The sequence below is a fragment of the Laspinema olomoucense D3b genome (genome assembly GCF_025370785.1).
GTDB lineage: Bacteria > Cyanobacteriota > Cyanobacteriia > Cyanobacteriales > Laspinemataceae > Laspinema > Laspinema olomoucense.
This window is the reverse complement of record NZ_JAMXFA010000009.1, coordinates 75,722-93,785: the sequence shown is the minus strand read 5'-3', so window position 1 is coordinate 93,785 and position 18,064 is coordinate 75,722. Positions and strand designations below refer to the sequence as shown.

Sequence of the window (18,064 nt, the reverse complement as noted above, 5' to 3'; positions counted from 1 at the left end):
ATGATGCGCGATCGCATCTTAACCTGGTTAGAACATCACGTGACTCCGCCGCGACTGCAACATATTTTGCGAGTTGAACAATTCTGTAGCGAACTGGCAGAACATCATCAACTGGATGTTGAAAAAGCAAAACAAGCCGGGTTAATGCATGATTTAGCCAAATATTTCAAACCCCAGCGATTGTTGCAAATGGCTCAAACTGAAGGCTTAGAACTAGATGAAATCTTAGCCGGGGAACCCCATTTGTTACACGCCGATGTGAGTGCGATTGTTGCTAGAGATGAGTTTGGAGTAAAAGACGAAGAAATTTTAGAGGCAATTCGCAATCATACCCTAGGCAATCCACAAATGAGCCCACTCAGTTGTGTGGTTTATGTGGCCGATACCTTAGAACCAGGACGAGGGACTAGCGCCGAACTCGTAGGGTTGCGGCAAATGTGCTTTGAAAATCTTGTAGCAGCAGTGTGGCGGACGGGGGACTACTGCATCCGCCACCTCGTTGAACATCAACGGATGATTCATCCCCGGACGATATTAACCCGCAATTGGGCGATGCAACAGAGCAAAGAACAGCATGGGACCCCAAGTGCATCTGCAAGCGATCGCATTAGCGCCTAAAATTTGTTAGCATGAACTCAAAAATCTCATTAAATCCGATATAGACTCTCAGCCTTGAGATGATCGGCCTTTTGAGAAAAAATTGAGTAAAAATTCCCAGATAAACAACTAAACCCGCCCAAAACTTCTACAACTAATGGAGAGTGAATGACAGATTCTTCCCCGGTTCAATCGACTACCGCTTTAACCCGAGAAAACGCTCAAACCGCCACCGACTCTGAAAGCTACCGTTTAGCCGTTGCCATCGCCAGGGCCGCAGATGACCGCAAAGGCGGGGATCTCATCGTGTTGCGCGTGTCGGAAGTCTCCTATCTCGCCGACTATTTTATTATCGTCACCGGCTATTCCCGAGTGCAGGTCCGGGCCATTTCCGATGCGATGACCCATCAAGCCGAACAAGAATGTCAACGGGTTCCCCGGCGAGTCGAAGGCCAGTATCATGGCAGTTGGCTAGTTCAAGACTATGGCGACGTGATCGTACATATCTTGATGCCCACCGAACGAGAATATTACAATTTAGAGGCATTTTGGGGACATGGCGAACGCCTAGACCTGAGTGCCGAACTCAACGGTGCACAATAATTAACGAGCTTAGAGATGAGGGTTCCGTCTGTGTCTGCCTGCCCAGTACCTCCCGATTGGCAACCGCTCAATGAATATCAAGAGCTTCAGGAGTCCTGTTTTTTTAGCTGGGCGACCCGTGATATCAAAGGCTATCTGAGTAAAATGGCCTGGATTCTGGGACTGTCAGTCGCAGTCTGTGCTCCCGTGGCAGCCGCAAGTTTTCCGCCCGCCAAGGAGTTGGGTCAGTTTATCCTCGGGAGTACCGGGGGTGGCGGATTGATTTTGACCTTGGTGCTCTTGAGACTCTACTTTGGGTGGCGGTATGTGCGCGATCGCCTCTTCAATGCCACCATCTTCTATGAAGAGTCCGGCTGGTACGATGGTCAAACCTGGCCCAAAACCCCGGAGATCTTAACTCGCGATCGCCTCGTCGTCCGCCATCAAATCCAACCCATCCTCGATCGCCTGCATCGAACCTTTGCCATCCTCGGTTTATTGGTCCTCAGCGGTGCGATCGTGTGGAATTTGGTATAAACAAGGCAGTACCAGGGCAGTTCGTTCCGCGTCCTACCCAAGACCTAGAACCGCCTGACCCTGAACAGTGACCCATTCTATCCAATATAAAGGCATAATATTTAACCCATGACAATGGGAAAACGTACCGCAGCCGCAGCCCTGGAAGTCCGCTTGCTGCGCGAAGGAATTATTGAATCAGTCCATCACGTCCAGGCCGTCGTTTGTGACAACCGAGGGCGGGTTCTGTCCGTTGCCGGTAACTCAGAAACCACCGCCTTCGTCCGCAGCGCCCTCAAACCCTTTCAAGCCCTAGCAGTGACCACCACCGGCACCCTAGAACGCTTCGGTCTTAACGATCGCGACCTCGCCATTATTTGCAGTTCCCACAAAGGAACCATCGAACAGGCGCGGCAAGCCTTTAACGTCCTCTGGCGGTGTGACGTCGATACCACCGCCCTGCACTGTCCCACCCCCCCAGGCAAAGACAGCCCCCTGAGCCATAACTGTTCTGGTAAACACGCCGGAATGTTAGCCGTCTGCAAGCAGCGCAATTTTCCCCTGGAAACCTATACCCAGAAAAATCACCCGGTGCAGCGCTTGATTATCAGCAAAATCGCTGAATTGCTGCGAATGCCTGCCGAAGAGTTCATCAGTGCAAGGGATGACTGTGGCGCACCCACCTATCTGATGGAATTAGGGCAGATGGCCTCCCTTTACGCCCATTTGTGTTCGGGGAATAACGTCGATATGGAGCGCATCGTGCGGGCCATGACCCATCATCCCGCCTTGATTTCGGGACCTGGCGAGTTCGATACCGAACTGATGCGCTTAAGCGAAGGGGAACTGGTCAGCAAAGGCGGTGCCGAAGGCGTTCTGTGCATCGGACGAGAAGGAGAAGGCATGGGTTTAGCCATCAAAGTCATGGATGGCAGCAAACGGGCCAAACACGCCGTGGCGATTCACCTGCTGAAGCAATTGGGTTGGATTGATCCCGCGATCGCCGAGACCCTCTCGGAAACCCATATCACCCTCAATCCCTATAAGCGTCTCGATGTTTTAGGGGAATTGTCCATGCTTTAGGTCCGGGATTGTTTTATTAATCCGTTGACGCAGGAAATCAAGAAACGCCTGAAGGCGTTACTACAAACAGGGAAAAGTATTTTTTTCTTTTGTTCGTAGTAACGCCTTCAGGCGTTATCTTCTCTTAGTTCGTAGTAATACGGAATCCGGTTGGGATAGGTCTGTAAAAACCCACACCCTCAAGGGTGGGTCTACAGGGACGAAGCCCGCCTGCGCGGGCTAAAAGAGAAAATCGACTTTTACCAACCGGATTTGGTATAACGCCTTCAGGCGTTATCTTTCCGCCCAGAAACCCGGAAACCCCTGAAGGGGGGACGTTGAACGGGGAATGGAGAAATCTACTCTTCCAAAGGAACCCAAGCATTTAAGACCGATAATAAAGGCCCGGTTTGTTCTTGACCATTGGTGGCTAAATCACTGTGACAGAGAATGACGCGATCGCCTACTCTCCCTAATAAATCCAGAACAATCCGCTGCAATCGGTCCTCATCATTGCGAATTTCCTCCTCCTGCGTCCAAGGGTCACCGGACCAACTTTGTAAGAATAGCGGCGCTGCAAACAAACTCGCTGCACCTCCGCGAGACCATAACGGTGAACCAATATCTAACCAAAAATGCCAACGGTGAAACTGTCGCGCCGCCCGATATTGGAAAATCGTCGCCAGGGTGACCGAATTGGGTTTTGCACCCAAGGCACTCACCGGGAAAGGATTTGCGGTAATTGTGCCTTTGCGAAGCAGTTGGATAAATTGACCCACAGTTACATAATCCGGCGCATCCTGTTCCCCACAACGGCGCAACCGTCCATCCACCTCCCAATAATGTTGGGCGGTTTCCATTAACTCGCGAAGGGCGGCAATTTGGTCTCCAGGTAAACTGCTGGAACGGCCTAAAAATTCTTGAATTGCCGAGTTGAGTAAGGCGATGGGACTGGTTAGCTGCGATCGCCTCTTGTCAATCCAGTCCAAAATCTCCTGATAAACCGTGGTTGCCCGATATCCCAAACGGTCCCAGCGGGGAAATGCCGTCACGGGTAACAATTTCGGCTGTTCCGTGGCGGGAGAATAGCAATGATCCACCAATAACCCAGCGCGTACGGGGTCAATCAAAAAAGATGCCGGATGGAGGAGGTTCGTACCTTCCTCCGTCTCTTTCAGGGATTCCCAGTTGGGACGACGACTGAGGACAACGAGCATTTCAGCGACGCTATCCCGGTCTACGAGGCGTCCGAGGCCGGGATACACGAGGGCTAAGAGGGTGAGTAAGGCGCGAATCACGGGGACGGTGGCGAGGGGACGTTGTTCGTTGAGGGATTGGACTGGGATTCCTTTGCTGGTGAGGATGGACTGGAGACTATAGCGGGCGATCGCATCTAAACCGGGAGCAATTACGGCAATTTCCGACGGTTTAACCTTGCCGGTATGGACTGCATGGGCGATCGCCTCCCCGGTTTCGCGCAACAGTTGCGATCGGGCAGTGGTTTGAATCGACCCCACCGGCAGGGACAATCCACTCTCCTCCATTTCCTCTAAATACACCGTCGGGTCTTCCATCACCTGTAGGGCCATTTTCCCCAACGTCCCCGCCAATCCGCTAGTGACCCGCAACTGCTGTTGTTCACAACGGAATGCTAACCGGGCCAAATAATCGGGATCTGCCCCTAATCCCTGACGTACAGACCCCTTGGGATTGTAGGTAAAAACGCCAGGAATTCCCGCATCCAGCAGGACCTCAAACAAATCTCGGACAATTTTGGGATACTCATCCACATCATCGGCAAAGACTGCGGGATAGCGCCGGATTAAATGACTGCGGTAGGTGGGATTCGGGAGTAAATGCCGCCAATACAATTCGGTGATAATCCCATAGGTGAGTAACCCTCGTTGTAGACACCACCTGCGCCACTTGAGCAACACTTCCCCCATGCAGTCCCAGAGGTCTAGATCCCCTGACGGATCGTCAATTCCTTCCTGTAAAATTACCGGAATATCTTCCAGGCGTCTGCCACTGGAGGCCGCCAGTTGCAACAAGTCCAAGGTCCTGCGGACTAGGCGATATTCGCTGACTCCCTCTTGGCGCAAGCGTCCAGAGTCTAACTCATCTCTCCATAGGCGGGTTGCTAACTCCTGCTCAGTTTCTGGGCGCACTCGCAGGGGAAACTCGGCCCTGAGATGGAGTTGTTGAATTAGGAGGGGCCAAAACAGCAGGACTTCCCGCTGGAAAAAGGCGAGGGGGGTAGAGGAATCAAGGGGATAGCGTCCGGAGGTGGCATGGATGATGCGATCGGTTAAGGGAATGCGATCGTCTCCGGTTGCAGCAAAGACGAGCAAGGGGGGTTCATCTTGTCCCAACCGGAGCGATCGCGCTATTGTTTGAGAGATTAAAATATCTGGTTTCTGCCTGCCTCCCCGTCGCCCGGTCCCGGCGTTGGACTCAGCAGCAGCAGTCCAGTTGTGATTCAGGGGAGGGGTGTTTGGGTCGCGATTCGAGTCAACCCAGTTGCACAACTCCTGAACCAGACGACCCGTCTTGCCACTGCCAGTCGATCCGACGATCCAAATTGATGCTGTACCCACTCCTAATCCTCCACCAAATTTGTTAACATACGACCACTGTAAGTTGCTTGTGTGAGGTGTATAGTTTCATTATTGCGTTTTGCCCGAGGGGATAGTACCTCAAGGGTTGCGGATAGTGGGGCGATCGCCTTGCCTCTTGGCAAAAGAATCGGTAAACTCTCGGGTCTACAACAGCATCGTGCCTGATGTAAACTCCCGGTGCATTCCGGGGAAATCTGCCTCAACTGGAGTCAGAAAAAGGGTTTACACCGGAATAGTTCGAGTCAGTCCTTGTCCAATCGTGATCCATTGGTTCGAGTAAAGGAGGGTTATGAAAAAACATAAATATTCTTCTAATCAATCCGGGTTTTTTACCTCCGCGAAACAATGGCTGCTCGCAACCCCCGAGCGTTCTCTGGAACTCGCCTATCAAGCAGCCCTTAATATTGAAGAAATTGAAAAAAAATATTTTAATAGTCAGCCGATTTTCCGACAAAACGCTAACTATGGGGAAGCGGTGTTTTTGGCTTATGAATCGGATTTAAAACGCAATTTAAGCATTATCAAACTCCGATTAAGAGAATTTAGGAATAGCCGGTCATTTGTAGAGATTTACAAACAATCCAAATTAGGCGATCGGCCTTTTGATGGCTCCATCCCGGTGCGGGTCGTATCTTCCGAAGATAATCGAATCTCACCCCCAGAGTTCAGTTTATCTCAACCCTCTCAATCTTTGATTCTAGATAAACTCAGTTTTATTGATGAAGTCACCGCCAAATATACCCGTAAGCCAGTGCAACCCACTGCCTCTGAGTTGAGTACGACTCGCACTTTAGGGGAAGCCGCCCCTTCCTACCCCTTAGAAGTTCCCCAATCAGGCCGTTTAAAGGGCAAAAAACAGCCCTCCCCCATCCTCGAAGAGACGATTCCCAACTCCCCAGCCGAACCCAAAGATATCGGCTCTCTTGCCGGACAAACCAGCTTCTTACCCCGCTCAATTTTAAGAACCCTCGATCGCCTCAAGCGAGAATTGGACCCCAAAGCGGAAGATGAAGTCGTCCAAGAATTTCGTCAGTCTAAAACCAAAACCATTGTTTCCATCAAATTTATTTTACTGTTAATTTTAATTCCCTTGCTCACCCAACAAGTTGCCAAAAACTTTGTTGTAGGTCCAATTTGTGACCGGCTCATTGGAAACCGAGCCGAAATTTTTCTCAATGTCGATATGAAAGAAGAAGCCTTAAGGGAATTAACTCAATTCCATGAAATGCTGGAATTTGAAGAACTCCTAGCGACCCAACTCGAAAGTTTAGAAGGACCGGAGAAAGAACAACTCAAATTTATCGGCAAAATTCCCGAGCATTTATCAAAAGAAGATGTGGAACAGCAAACCAAACTCAAAGCCTTAGAAGTCGCCAAACGCTACACCTATCGCAGTAGTGATGCGATAAAAAATATTTTTTCTGATTTATTTTCCTTCGTTGCCTTTGGCTTAGTCATCTATAAGAGCGAACGGGAAATTGAAAGCCTGAAATCATTTATTGATGATATCGTTTATGGCTTGAGCGACAGTGCCAAAGCTTTCATCATTATCTTATTTACTGATATTTTCGTGGGATTTCACTCCCCTCATGGCTGGGAAATCGTCCTGGAAGGGATTTCTCGCCATCTGGGACTCCCGGAAAGTCGGGGCTTTATTTATCTATTTATTGCCACCTTCCCAGTCATCCTGGATACGGTTTTTAAATACTGGATTTTCCGGTATCTGAACCGCATTTCCCCCTCTGCGGTTGCCACTTATCGAAATATGAATGAGTAAACCATAAACCCGGTTTCTACAAGGATTTACCCAGGACCAGAAACCGGGTTGATGGCAAGATTTAGTTCAATTTGCCAAGATTGGGAAAAAAACCCGGTTTCTCACTCCTGAGTCGGTTGTTCCTCAACCTTCCGGGAATAGTGGGGACGGCAGGGACTGCCAAAGCAAATTTGACCCTCTGGCATATTGCTAAACACACTACTGCGCGCACCGATCGCCGCATTGGAGCCAATTTTCACCCCAGGGGCGATAAAACAGTCTGCGGCAACCCATACCCCGTTACCAATTTCTACAGGAGCAGTTTCTAGGTTAAAGGTAGGGTCGTCGAGACGATGACTGCCGGTACAGAGGTAGCTTCTTTGGGAAATTACGCAATGCTGCCCGATCCAAATGCGATCGAGACTATATAAAACCACATCATCCCCAATCCAGGAGTAATCCCCGATCGCGATTTTCCAAGGGTAGGTAAATCGCGCTGTGGGACGAATCAGCACCCCAGTCCCAATTTCTGCACCAAATCGCCGCAACAACCAGCGGCGAAATCCGTGGGCAAAATGAGGACTTAAGGGGAAAGCGACCCCTTGCACCAACCACCAGAGCAAGATAAAACCGCTGGACTTACCGCGATCGAACCATGACTGATCATAGCGGCGTAAGTCTACCCAGGAGGGTGTATCCAGCACCGGCTCTGGTACTGTGGGAGTCTTGCCAGGGAGGGGACTGGGTTCAGAATTAGCAGGGTCTGGAGAGTCACTCATCAGATTGAAGCTCAGGTTAAGGGAAATTATTTCTCGTGTTATGGCTCTGCCGTGACACGGGCATTTTGCGGCTTAAGCGCCTGCACAGCAACAAGTAACGAGGGACGAGGAGATTGGACTGGAGGCAGAGCCTCCAAGGGGGCATTACTTGGCTGAAGCCAAGTAACCAGGATAGGTTACTTCTTTTCACTGCGAGAGCGGATGAATTCTCCTAGAAAAGCGATCGCCCCGGAGGTCAAAATTAACACGACACTCAAGGCATTAATATCCGGCTTCACCCCGGTTCTAATCCGTCCAAAAATTTCCATCGGGAGCGTCACTGCGCCACCCCCGGAGGTGAATGAAGCAATTAATAAATCATCTAAACTCAGGACAAAGGCTAACAGACAACCGGAGACGATTCCCGGCATCAATTGCGGCAGTAATACTTGTAAAAAAGACTGAACGGGAGTCGCCCCCAAATCTAGGGCAGCTTCTTCTAGGTGGGGGTCTAAGTCACTGAGGCGAGTAGAGACGACTAACCCAATATAGGCAAGACAGAAGACAATATGGGCGGCGATAATGGTCCAAATGCTGAGGTTAATTTGGACGGCGGCTAAAAAGACGAGAGTAGCCACGGCGATCGCAATATCCGGGATGATTAACGGTAAATAGGATACGCCCAAATACAAACTCTTCCCCCGAAATCGATATCGGGATAGCCCAACCGCCATTAAGGTCCCGACAATCGCTGCCACAATAATTGCTGAAAACCCCACAATTAAACTATTTTTTAGGGCTTTTAAAATGGCTTCATCCTGAAATAGGGTGAAATACCATTTTAAGGTAAATCCTTCCCAACTCGCACTATAGCGAGACTCATTAAAACTGTAAAAGGCCAGTACCAAAATGGGGAGGTACATGAAAAAAAACATTGATCCGGCAAATGCTATCTGCCAAGAGATATTAATTCGACTCTGGCTTTTTAACATATCTACCGGAATATCCTCCTGTTTGAGCCTTGTTTCTGTCATGCAATTTCACCACGCAAGCATTACTTAGACTTGATAATGCACCCTTTAGATGGGTTAAACTCTTATTTTTTAGGGGTGGCTTCGCCAAAACGAATTAAGGCGGCGATCGCCAAACTCACCGCTAGAATTAATACCATACTCAGGGCTGAACCAAATCCCCAGTCTCGTGCCACTCCTAAGAATTGATCATAAATTAACCGAGAAACGGTCATACTGGAAGCCCCCCCCAGCAATTCAGGATTCACGAAATCCCCTAAACCGCTAATAAAAACAAGCAAAGAACCAGCAGCAATTCCCGATAAGGTTTGAGGGACTGTCACTTTCCAAAACACTTCAATGGGATTGGCCCCCAAATCGGCGGCGGCTTCTAATAAACGTTTATCCAGCTTTTCTAATGATGCGTAAAGAATTAACACCATGTAGGGAAGGAAACTGTAACTCATGCCGATGAATACAGCAGAACTTTGATGCAGTAAATCTAAGGGAGGGATTCCTACAACTCCTAACAGTGAGTTGAGGACACCTGTGGGACGCAAAATCGTTTTCCAGGCGTAGGAACGCAGCAGGGATGAGGTCCAAAGGGGCAAAACGAAGGCGAGTAAGAGTAAAGTTCGCCAGCGTTTTGGGGTATCTACCGCTAACCAATAGGCAACGGGAAATCCTAATAGGAGACAAATCACTGTAGTGCCGGTGGCAAAAAAGAGCGATCGCCCGATGGTTTGGAGAAATACCGGGTCAAAGTCCGCGAATCGGCAATTTTCAAATCCCAAAACGAGACAGAAATTATCCAGTCCCGAGGGAATCACGCGATCGCCCGGTTGAATTCCCGGTACTAAACTCAGTTGAAAAATCACCACCGTTGGCAGGACCAACAACAGGAATAACCAGACTCCGGCAGGACCGAGTAAAGCCAGGGGTCCCAGCCACTCCGGTAGGGTGCGTTTTCCGATTTTAGATTCGTTTTTCGGCTTACTGGGCGATACAGTCATGGGAAGAGTAATAGGGGGACAGACCAGAATTTAAATCGCGATCGGTTAGAGCTTTTTCGGATACAGGGTCAGGAAAACTAAGCTAACTTAAAAACTCAGTTCGTTTTGAATAGATGGAGGGGTTAAGTTAAAAAATCAGAACAAATAAGAACATTTTGACCCCAATTTCGATGAATACTAAGCATTTTTATTCCCTTTTTCTAATGGGGAATTCATGGCTTATTTAAACACTCTTTAATCTAATCCAATAGCGAGCATATTCTTTTTCCTTGTCAGTGCCGAGGGGGAGAATACCTTGACACCGTTCTAAAACCGACTCCGAAGGAAATAAAGTCGGATTTTCTCGGAGTTCCTGGGACAGCAAATTATAAGCGGCGCGATTCGGAGTAGCAAAATAGAGTCGTTCAATTAAATCCGCTGTCACTTGGGGTTGGAACATAAAATTAATCCAAGCATAAGCGCCTTGAACATTGGGTGCATTTCTGGGAATGACCATCGTATCGGTCCATAATGAACTGCCACTCATGGGGACTACATATTCCAAATCTGGATTTTCGTCCGAGACGGAGAGTGCATCAAAAGAAAAACCCATTGCCATTTCCAAATCCCCAGCCAAAATCAAATCCCGCCAGCCATCGGTAGTAAAATTAGCGATCGCTGGCTTCAGATTGACCAAGTGTTCATAGGCGGCATGAAGTTGGGCAGGATCCGTAGAATTGTAGGAATAACCGAGCGATCGCAGTCCCGCACCCAACACCTCCCGCACATCATTCATTAAAGTTAACCGTCGAGAGAGGTCCCTCTGATGAGTCCAGAGATACTCCCAATCATCGGGAGGCGTCGAGAGTTTAGCCGAATTATAAATCAGTCCAGTTGTCCCCCAGGTAAACGGGACACTGTAGCGATTTCCCCGGTCATATTCCGGGTCTTGGAACTTCTCAAACAAATTATCTAGCCCTTGAATCTGCGATCGCTCCAAGGGTCTAAGCAGTTGAAGTTCGACCATCCGTCCCACCATATAATCTGAGGGATAGATGATACTGTAAGAACTCCCTCCGCCCGCCTGCATCTTTGCCAACATCGCCTCATTAGAGTCATAAATATCGACAATCACTCGGATACCCGTTTGCTCTGTAAAACTTCTGAGCAAATCTCCATCGGTATAGTCAGCCCAAGTGTAGATAAACAGTTCATTAGCAGCAGTTGAGTCCACCGCCAAAGTGGGAGTATCTTCATCTATCTCCGGACTCGGTTGGCCGCCTAGAGTCCAGCCACAACTCGATAGCGCCAGACCAGAAAGTGCCGCCGCAGACTGTTTTAAAAACTGACGTCGGGTCGGTGTAGCACTGCTCATTCTATATTTTTGGGGTTTCGGAATCCGCACTATTTTGACAAAGTGGTGTGATGACCAAGATTCAGATTAATTAACAATACCGAAGCGACGTTTCTAAAGGGAGAGGATTTCCCGTTTCCGCATCAGTATTTTGACAAGCAAACATTAATTCGGGGGAGAGTTTTTCATATTCCAGTTCAGAACCCTGCCATTTCAGGACATAACCCCGAAGTTCTTTAATGGGAAGGTGGGTCAGTTCGTCAATTTCAGGTAAAAATGACCGGAGAATCAGGGAAGCCACGGGCTGAGTTTTAAACAGCAACTTGCTAATCAGCAATTCCTTGAGTCCCCATTGATACCCATAATTGACGAGATCGCCCTGGCGCTGGAGGTCAACCACGAACGATTCGCCATCACTTCCGAGAAAGGTAAGAATGGCATTCTTGGGACAGTGGGATTCTATCTCCTCTAAAAATTGATTTACACTCGCTAGATTCATATAGATGTCCGTCCACATGGTACAAACAAGCGCTCGCATCCACAGGTGAAAGCGTAGCGCACCCCGGCAATTGTCGCCTAAGCCGCAGCCAAGGCAATACAATCTGTAGGCAGCCAGTAGGTATAGATCGGCGTCTCAGGATCTGGTAAGCTCGTTCCCGTATTCGGTTGCAAGACCGCCATTTCATCCCCCGAGAGCAGTTCCACCACATACTGAACATGGGTTCCCAAATACATGACTGTTTTGAGCCGTCCCTCAAAGCAGTTTACCTCCACCTCTGGCGGATAGAGACTCAAATTAATTTTTTCCGGTCGAACACTGACGATCGCCCCTGATGCGTTACCACTCCAGGGTTCCGTTGGTTCCACCACAATTTTTAATCCCGTCCCTGTACGAATCGCCAGAGAGGTGCGATCGCTCCCTTCAATCCGTCCGGGCAGTAAATTGGTTTCTCCAATAAAATCCGCCACAAACGGCGATCGGGGACGCTCATAAATTTCACTCGGGGTCCCGATTTGCTCAATTCGGCCCTCATGCATCACAGCAATCCGGTCCGACAAAGATAGGGCCTCCTCCTGGTCATGAGTCACCATCACAAAAGTCAACCCCAAATCCCGATGCAACGTTGATAATTCAACCTGCATCTGTTTCCTCAACTTCAGGTCCAACGCCCCTAACGGTTCATCCAACAACACAACCGCTGGACGATTCACCAGCGCCCGTGCCAGAGCCACCCGTTGCTGTTGACCTCCCGAGAGCTGAGAGGGATAGCGATTAGCGTAAGACTCCATTTTGACCAATTTCAGCGCTTCTTTGACCCGTTCCTCAATTTCACTTTTTCCACAGCGTTTGATTCGCAACCCAAACGCAATATTTTCAGCAATAGACTGATGATTGAACAGCGCATAACTCTGAAACACCGTATTCACTGGGCGCTGATAAGCTGGAACCTGATTCATGGACTTACCCCGAATCAGGACCTCTCCCGCAGAAGGCGTCTCAAAGCCCCCGATCAATCTTAGGGTCGTCGTTTTCCCACAGCCAGAAGGACCGAGGATACTAAAAAATTCTCCTCGATTAATGTCAAGATCGACACCCCGGACCGCAGTTTCCCCCTCAAACACCTTAAAAACTTTGCGAAGTTCAACGTCAAGGAGGGTATCGTAACCCGTGGCAGCGCTTTGGTGCGTCGTAGCAGATTGAAACATCATGGCGATTCTCGGCGGTGATGCCCCTTATGTAGATTGAACCAGTCCTCCGCGTAGCCTCTCCCTGGATTAAGCCTCCCCTTCGGGAACAGGAGAATCCCTCGCAGAAATCTGGCTTTGGTTTATTCTATCCACATTCCGCATTTAGGTTAATATTTCTCCTTTTTTGTCATTGGTCATTTGTCATTGGTCATTTGTCATTGGTCATTTGTCAAGGGACCAGCAATTGTAGGGTGGGCAATGCCCACCAAATCTAGGTGGGCATTGCCCACCCTACAACTCCCCCATCTCCCCCATCAACCAAGGACCAAGGACCAAGGACCAAAGACATAAGACATAAGACCCTAGGCATAGCGCAAATATTAAAAATTAACAACCTTTGACCACTAAATCTAAGATGGCGTATAGTCTTGATCTACAGCTATACGCGGATACGAGAAGAGATTGACTTATGGTTCGAGAATTGGAACGCACGCGCCACCACAGCGATTTTCCCGAAACCGCACCGGCAGCGAATCCGGTGTTTTTTAGGACTTACAGCCGCCGCCAGGATGACGGACGGGAAACTTGGGATCAAGTCTGCGATCGCACCATTGCTGGATTAGAGAAACTCGGCAATCTCAACTCCGACGAGGTGGCACTCCTCACCCAGATGCAGAAACAACTCAAAACCCTCTCCTCGGGTCGCTGGTTGTGGGTGGGGGGCACGGACTGGATCGAACGCCCGGAAAACTTTTCTGGGGCCTATAACTGTTCCTCGACAAATATCCACGATTGGCGAGCCTTTGGATTATTAATGGGCCTTGCGATGATGGGATGTGGCACCGGCGCAGTCCTCGAACCTCAATATATCAATCAGTTGCCGAAGATTCGCAACCGACTTCAGATCACCCTCCAAGGTGAAATTGGCACGACCCCGCGCGATCGCCGTCGCCAAGAAACGGAGGTAACTTACGATGGCGATCGGGTCCTCCTGAATGTCGGAGACTCCCGGATTGGTTGGGTCCAATCTTATCAAACCCTCCTAGAACTCTCCACCGATGAGCGCTTTGATTCAACCGTTGAAGTCATCGTGGATCTGTGCGATATTCGTCCAGCCGGAGAACCGCTCAAAGGGTTTGGAGGCGTTGCTAATCCAGTTAAATTAACTGACCTTTATAAGCGAGTTGCTTTAATTTTAAATAAAGCAATTGGACGTCAATTAAATTCAGTCGAATGCTGCTTATTGATTGATGAAGCGGCGTCTACGATTGTGGCAGGAAATATCCGCCGATGTTTGCCTGAAGATGCTTTAGTACATACAGAATCAGGCTTAGTTCCGATTGCTAAAGTGCGGATTGGCGATCGCGTTTTAACCAGTAAAGGGTTTTACCCAGTCACCAACTTTTTTGTACAAGGAGAGCAATCCCTCTGCCGCATTCGGACCCAGGATGGCATCTTAGACTGTACCCCTGACCATAAAGTAGCCGTACTGACTGATATCTACGGCAATTACAAGATGGTCAAGGCTAAGGATTTGAAAGAAGGCGATCGCCTCATCTTTGTACCTCAAGCTATTCCGGGTACTGCAACCGAACTCCCCGAGTTTCGAGGGCAAATTCACAAAGCAGCAAAGCCCATCCAAATCCCAGCTTTGACTACTGATGTAGCCTACTTTTTGGGATATTTACAGGGGGATGGTTCTGTTGCTTCGGATGGTTCACGAGTCCGGTTCCGAGTTCACGAAGATAGTCCGGCTATCTTGGACCGATTAACTGCTGTTGCTCGGGAGTTTGGCTTAGATACCTACACTCTCCGAACCCCTGAGCAATGCCAGATCAAGGCGTATGAACTGCAATTTAACTCCTCTGCCTTAAACCTGTATCTCAAGCAGTTTAAGCAACCTTTCCAACCCTTGGTTATTCCGGACTGCATTCTCTTAGGAACTATTGATATTCGCGCTTCCTTTTTAGCAGGACTCGCCGATGCGGATGGTTGTCATAGCCAAGGGGTGCTCGTCGCTTCCTCCCAGCAGAAATTTCTACAGCAGGTCCAGGCCCTTTATGCCTCTCTAGGCATTACTGTTCGGATGTGTAGTGCCATTCGCAAACGAACCGGAAAATGGGAAGGTGAATTAGTCACGGTAGGAGAAAAAGCGTTTAGCGCTGTTCAATCTACCTTCTCTAATTATTCAATTCAATTTGCTACCCAGAAAAAGAACCGTCCGAAGTCATTTAAGGAACACGGCTTCCCCGTTAACATGGTTCGCCCATTGGTCAATACTTACCAGTATCATTGGGGCGGGAATCAAAAGCAAATGGTTCCGCTAACGTTAAAACGTTACATTCCAGAAGCAACCGACCTCGTTCCTATCAAAGTTGAACAGGTTGATTTTGATGTTCGCTGTTGTCCTACTTATGACATTGAGGTAGCGACAGTTCATGAGTTTGTCTGTGAGGGCATTCTGGTTTCTAACAGTGCCGGGATGCGCCAAAGCGCCAGCGATGATGAATTGTTTGCCAATGCCAAGATGAATTTATGGCAACAAGATGAGGCCGGAAACTGGCGAATCGACCCAGAAAGAGATGCTTTAAGAATGGCAAATCACACCAGGGTTTTTCATCATAAACCCACCGTCAAGGAATGTATTGAGGCGGTGCGTCAACAATATTATTCTGGGGAAGGAGCTATTCAATGGGCCGGTGAAGCTGTTGCCCGAGCCAGTTGCGATTTAATGCTCGATCGCGAGAGTAAACGGGATTTTCTGAAAGCCTATAACCAAGGCAAAGGGAAGCAATGGATAGGCGATCGCTATCCCGAAATCTCTCAACCAGAGTTAGAACATCGGTTATCCCGCGTTGGATTAAACCCGTGTGGTAAGTAATTTTGCCTCACGTTAAAAATCGGGCAAAATCGGTAAACCCTGAGAAGGGAATACCGAGGTAAGCAGATAGTTTAAAAGCATCTGCCACCGTAGAGCGTAGGATGTGAAACTCGCCTAAGAGACTATAATCATCCCAAGAGTGCCTGACAGCAGTTCCACTAGAGTTCACTGCTGAAAATGTACGCCGAGCTTATCCGAATTCAAGGATAAGAACTAAAGGATAAAAAGCCTTTAGGATAACAACCCTGGAAATTATTGGTGCAGACTTTCACTGTAACCTTTCTGAGGTCCATCTCAATCAAATTGACCCCCAAAACGATCGCGAGCAAGCAGATGCTTTTGCCGCTGGTGCTTTATCCGTGGCCACCTTGTTGAATCATAAATTCCTCGAACCCCGCTATCAATACAGCCGGGAAATCGACCCCATTGTCGGCGTTTCCTTTACCGGATTGTTTGATTTCTTCGTTCATGCCTTTGGTGTGGATTGGTTGCGCTGGTGGGAACAAGGTCGTCCGGCAACTCCAGAAGGAATCGAATTTAAGCGTCAAGAAGAAGCCTATTTGACGCGCTGGCGTGATATTGTTCATGCTCAGGTGTGGGATTATTGCGATCGCCACGGATTGCGCCGTCCCAATCGTTGCACCACCGTGCAACCTTCCGGGACAAAATCTTTACTAACCGGCGCATCTCCCGGTTGGCATCCCCCCAAAGCCCAGCGGTTTATTCGCCGAATTACCTTCGGAAAAAACGACCCCGTAGCCTTGGCTTGTATCGACTACGGTTACAGTGTAATTCCCGGACAATCGGACAAGGATGAAAACGGGAATCTACTCAATGATCCCTTTGACCCGCGTTGTTCAGAATGGTTGGTGGAAATTCCCATCGCTGTCAGTTGGGCCGATTTACCCGGTGCCGATGAAATTGATATTAGTCAATTTAGTGCCTTAGCTCAAATGGACTTCTACATGAACGTTCAAAGCCACTATGTTACCCATAACACCTCGGCAACAGTGGAAGTTCGAGAATCAGAAATTGAGCTATTAGGTACGCGGATTTATGAGGCCATTCAAAACGATGAAGGCTACATTTCTGCCGCCCTACTCGCTCGATTTGACGATCGCCAATCATTCCCCCGTCTCCCCTTTGAACCCATTGATAAAGCTGAGTACGATCGCCTCAGTGCAGAGGTCTTAGTTCGTCGCAAAACCGATGATTTCAAAAACGCACTCCAGCGCTATGACCTCGGTGAATTAGCAGAAGCTGGACCTGCCGGTTGCGATTCCGATAAGTGCCTATTACCGGAAAAAAATCCCTCCTAGGCCCTCGGAGTCGGTAACGATTAGAAACGGGGTTTCTAGCTGAAAACAAGCGCAACTAGCGTAAACTCTCCGTTAGAAACCCCCTTTCTGGTCCCCCAGGTTAATCCCGGGGTTCGGGATGCCGACGCCTACTCCAGTGTCAAACGCGCTAGGATACCAGCAGTAGGCAATCTCCCCAGGATAGTGCAATCCTGGGGGGATCCTACCTCTGACTGCATTGGCCGCCAAAGGAGACATCCATGTTTTTAGATGAACTGAGTCCAATTTTTAAAGAAATAACCGAACATCCTGTTGCCTTTTTAGGCGGGTTTTTCTCCGGGGTGTTCCAACTCAATCTCTCCGATGACCCGGTGAAAAGCTGGCTGGAACAACAAGGAGCCTCCCCCACAGGTTCTTCTACCGGGAATAATAATGGCAGTGGCGGTTACAACAATCGTCCTCAATCTATTTCCATTGACTAGCCGATTTTGTTGGTCTGGGACTGCATCAGCTTTGAGCAGTCCCTTTTTTTTATTAAAAATGTTTCCCTTGATTTAGATTTTTTTGAAGTTTTAAAGAACATTAATTAATTTGAAAAGCTGGATTATATTAATTTTATAACTATTAGAATTATCCGAAAAAATGGGAGTCTCGCTCCCTTTTTATAGTGAAGAAAATTCTATATTTTTGTCGCTAAATTGGTTATCGACAGGGGAATGACAGTTTTGAGGCTTGTACCTGGGATGGGTAATGACCCAATCATGACCCCAGCTAAAATTTTAATTGAGTTTGTAGCTGGGTTAACTGACTTAGAGTCAATTTTATGCTGGATTCCGACTTTTCCGGGGAAAACAGTACAAATGCTTAAGAAAATGTTGCGTTTTCTATAGTTCCCCTACAGTTAACCTGCGTTGCTGAAAATGCTTCTTTAAGATGGAAAGGAAAGGGCGA

General features: G+C 48.6%; 15 protein-coding genes. 8 read left to right on the top strand and 7 right to left on the bottom strand.

The genetic code is table 11. From position 1 onward, the window contains the following. The 4 genes from yqeK (at position 1) to NG792_RS08910 (ending at position 2,778) form a co-directional block, all read left to right on the top strand. The gene (gene yqeK, locus NG792_RS08925) at positions 1-618 is read left to right on the top strand and encodes a bis(5'-nucleosyl)-tetraphosphatase (symmetrical) YqeK (protein ID WP_317619498.1); all 618 of its coding nucleotides are present in this window, start codon (positions 1-3) and stop codon (positions 616-618) included. A gap of 147 nt (positions 619-765) precedes the next feature. Then, positions 766-1,200, top strand: coding sequence for a ribosome silencing factor (gene rsfS, locus NG792_RS08920; protein WP_261199713.1), 435 nt, complete (start codon positions 766-768; stop codon positions 1,198-1,200). A 15-nt stretch (positions 1,201-1,215) separates the two neighbouring features. Next, on the top strand, positions 1,216-1,716 hold the full coding sequence (locus NG792_RS08915) for a CGLD27 family protein (RefSeq protein ID WP_261199714.1): 501 nt from the start codon (positions 1,216-1,218) through the stop codon (positions 1,714-1,716). Positions 1,717-1,824: 108 nt separating this feature from the next. Further along, on the top strand, positions 1,825-2,778 hold the full coding sequence (locus NG792_RS08910) for an asparaginase (RefSeq protein ID WP_261199715.1): 954 nt from the start codon (positions 1,825-1,827) through the stop codon (positions 2,776-2,778). A gap of 338 nt (positions 2,779-3,116) precedes the next feature. On the opposite strand, the gene NG792_RS08905 is transcribed toward NG792_RS08910, so the two are convergent. Next, positions 3,117-5,354, bottom strand: coding sequence for a recombinase family protein (locus NG792_RS08905; protein WP_261199716.1), 2,238 nt, complete (start codon positions 5,352-5,354; stop codon positions 3,117-3,119). A 310-nt stretch (positions 5,355-5,664) separates the two neighbouring features. Here NG792_RS08905 and NG792_RS08900 point away from each other — a divergent pair, with 310 nt between their 5' ends. Then, on the top strand, positions 5,665-7,152 hold the full coding sequence (locus tag NG792_RS08900; RefSeq protein ID WP_261199717.1) for a proton extrusion protein PcxA: 1,488 nt from the start codon (positions 5,665-5,667) through the stop codon (positions 7,150-7,152). Between the two features lie 101 nt (positions 7,153-7,253). On the opposite strand, the gene hpsU is transcribed toward NG792_RS08900, so the two are convergent. The 6 genes from hpsU to NG792_RS08870 all read right to left on the bottom strand — a co-directional run bounded on the left by hpsU (position 7,254) and on the right by NG792_RS08870 (position 12,952). After that, positions 7,254-7,910, bottom strand: coding sequence for a hormogonium polysaccharide biosynthesis acetyltransferase HpsU (gene hpsU / locus NG792_RS08895; RefSeq protein ID WP_261235231.1), 657 nt, complete (start codon positions 7,908-7,910; stop codon positions 7,254-7,256). A gap of 176 nt (positions 7,911-8,086) precedes the next feature. Then, a complete protein-coding gene (locus tag NG792_RS08890) occupies positions 8,087-8,923 on the bottom strand; it encodes an ABC transporter permease (protein ID WP_261199719.1) in 837 nt (278 codons plus the stop codon). Positions 8,924-8,985: 62 nt separating this feature from the next. After that, positions 8,986-9,912, bottom strand: coding sequence for an ABC transporter permease (locus NG792_RS08885; RefSeq protein WP_261199720.1), 927 nt, complete (start codon positions 9,910-9,912; stop codon positions 8,986-8,988). A gap of 223 nt (positions 9,913-10,135) precedes the next feature. Further along, positions 10,136-11,266, bottom strand: a complete 1,131-nt coding sequence (locus NG792_RS08880) for an ABC transporter substrate-binding protein (protein WP_261199721.1) — start codon at positions 11,264-11,266, stop codon at positions 10,136-10,138. Between the two features lie 70 nt (positions 11,267-11,336). Next, positions 11,337-11,744 carry a hypothetical protein gene (locus tag NG792_RS08875; protein WP_261235230.1) on the bottom strand — a complete coding sequence of 136 codons (408 nt, stop codon included), beginning with the start codon at positions 11,742-11,744 and terminating at the stop codon, positions 11,337-11,339. Between the two features lie 77 nt (positions 11,745-11,821). Further along, the gene (locus NG792_RS08870) at positions 11,822-12,952 is read right to left on the bottom strand and encodes an ABC transporter ATP-binding protein (RefSeq protein ID WP_261199789.1); all 1,131 of its coding nucleotides are present in this window, start codon (positions 12,950-12,952) and stop codon (positions 11,822-11,824) included. A gap of 451 nt (positions 12,953-13,403) precedes the next feature. On the opposite strand from NG792_RS08870, the gene NG792_RS08865 reads away from it, so the two are divergent. The 3 genes from NG792_RS08865 (at position 13,404) to NG792_RS08855 (ending at position 17,595) form a co-directional block, all read left to right on the top strand. Then, the gene (locus NG792_RS08865) at positions 13,404-15,815 is read left to right on the top strand and encodes an LAGLIDADG family homing endonuclease (protein ID WP_261199723.1); all 2,412 of its coding nucleotides are present in this window, start codon (positions 13,404-13,406) and stop codon (positions 15,813-15,815) included. Positions 15,816-16,051: 236 nt separating this feature from the next. After that, positions 16,052-17,134, top strand: coding sequence for a ribonucleoside-triphosphate reductase, adenosylcobalamin-dependent (gene nrdJ / locus NG792_RS08860; RefSeq protein ID WP_317618879.1), 1,083 nt, complete (start codon positions 16,052-16,054; stop codon positions 17,132-17,134). Positions 17,135-17,373: 239 nt separating this feature from the next. Beyond that, positions 17,374-17,595 (top strand): ssl0294 family protein, encoded by a 222-nt coding sequence (locus NG792_RS08855; RefSeq protein WP_261199724.1) that lies wholly within the window; start codon positions 17,374-17,376, stop codon positions 17,593-17,595. The last annotated feature ends 469 nt before the right edge of the window (positions 17,596-18,064 follow it).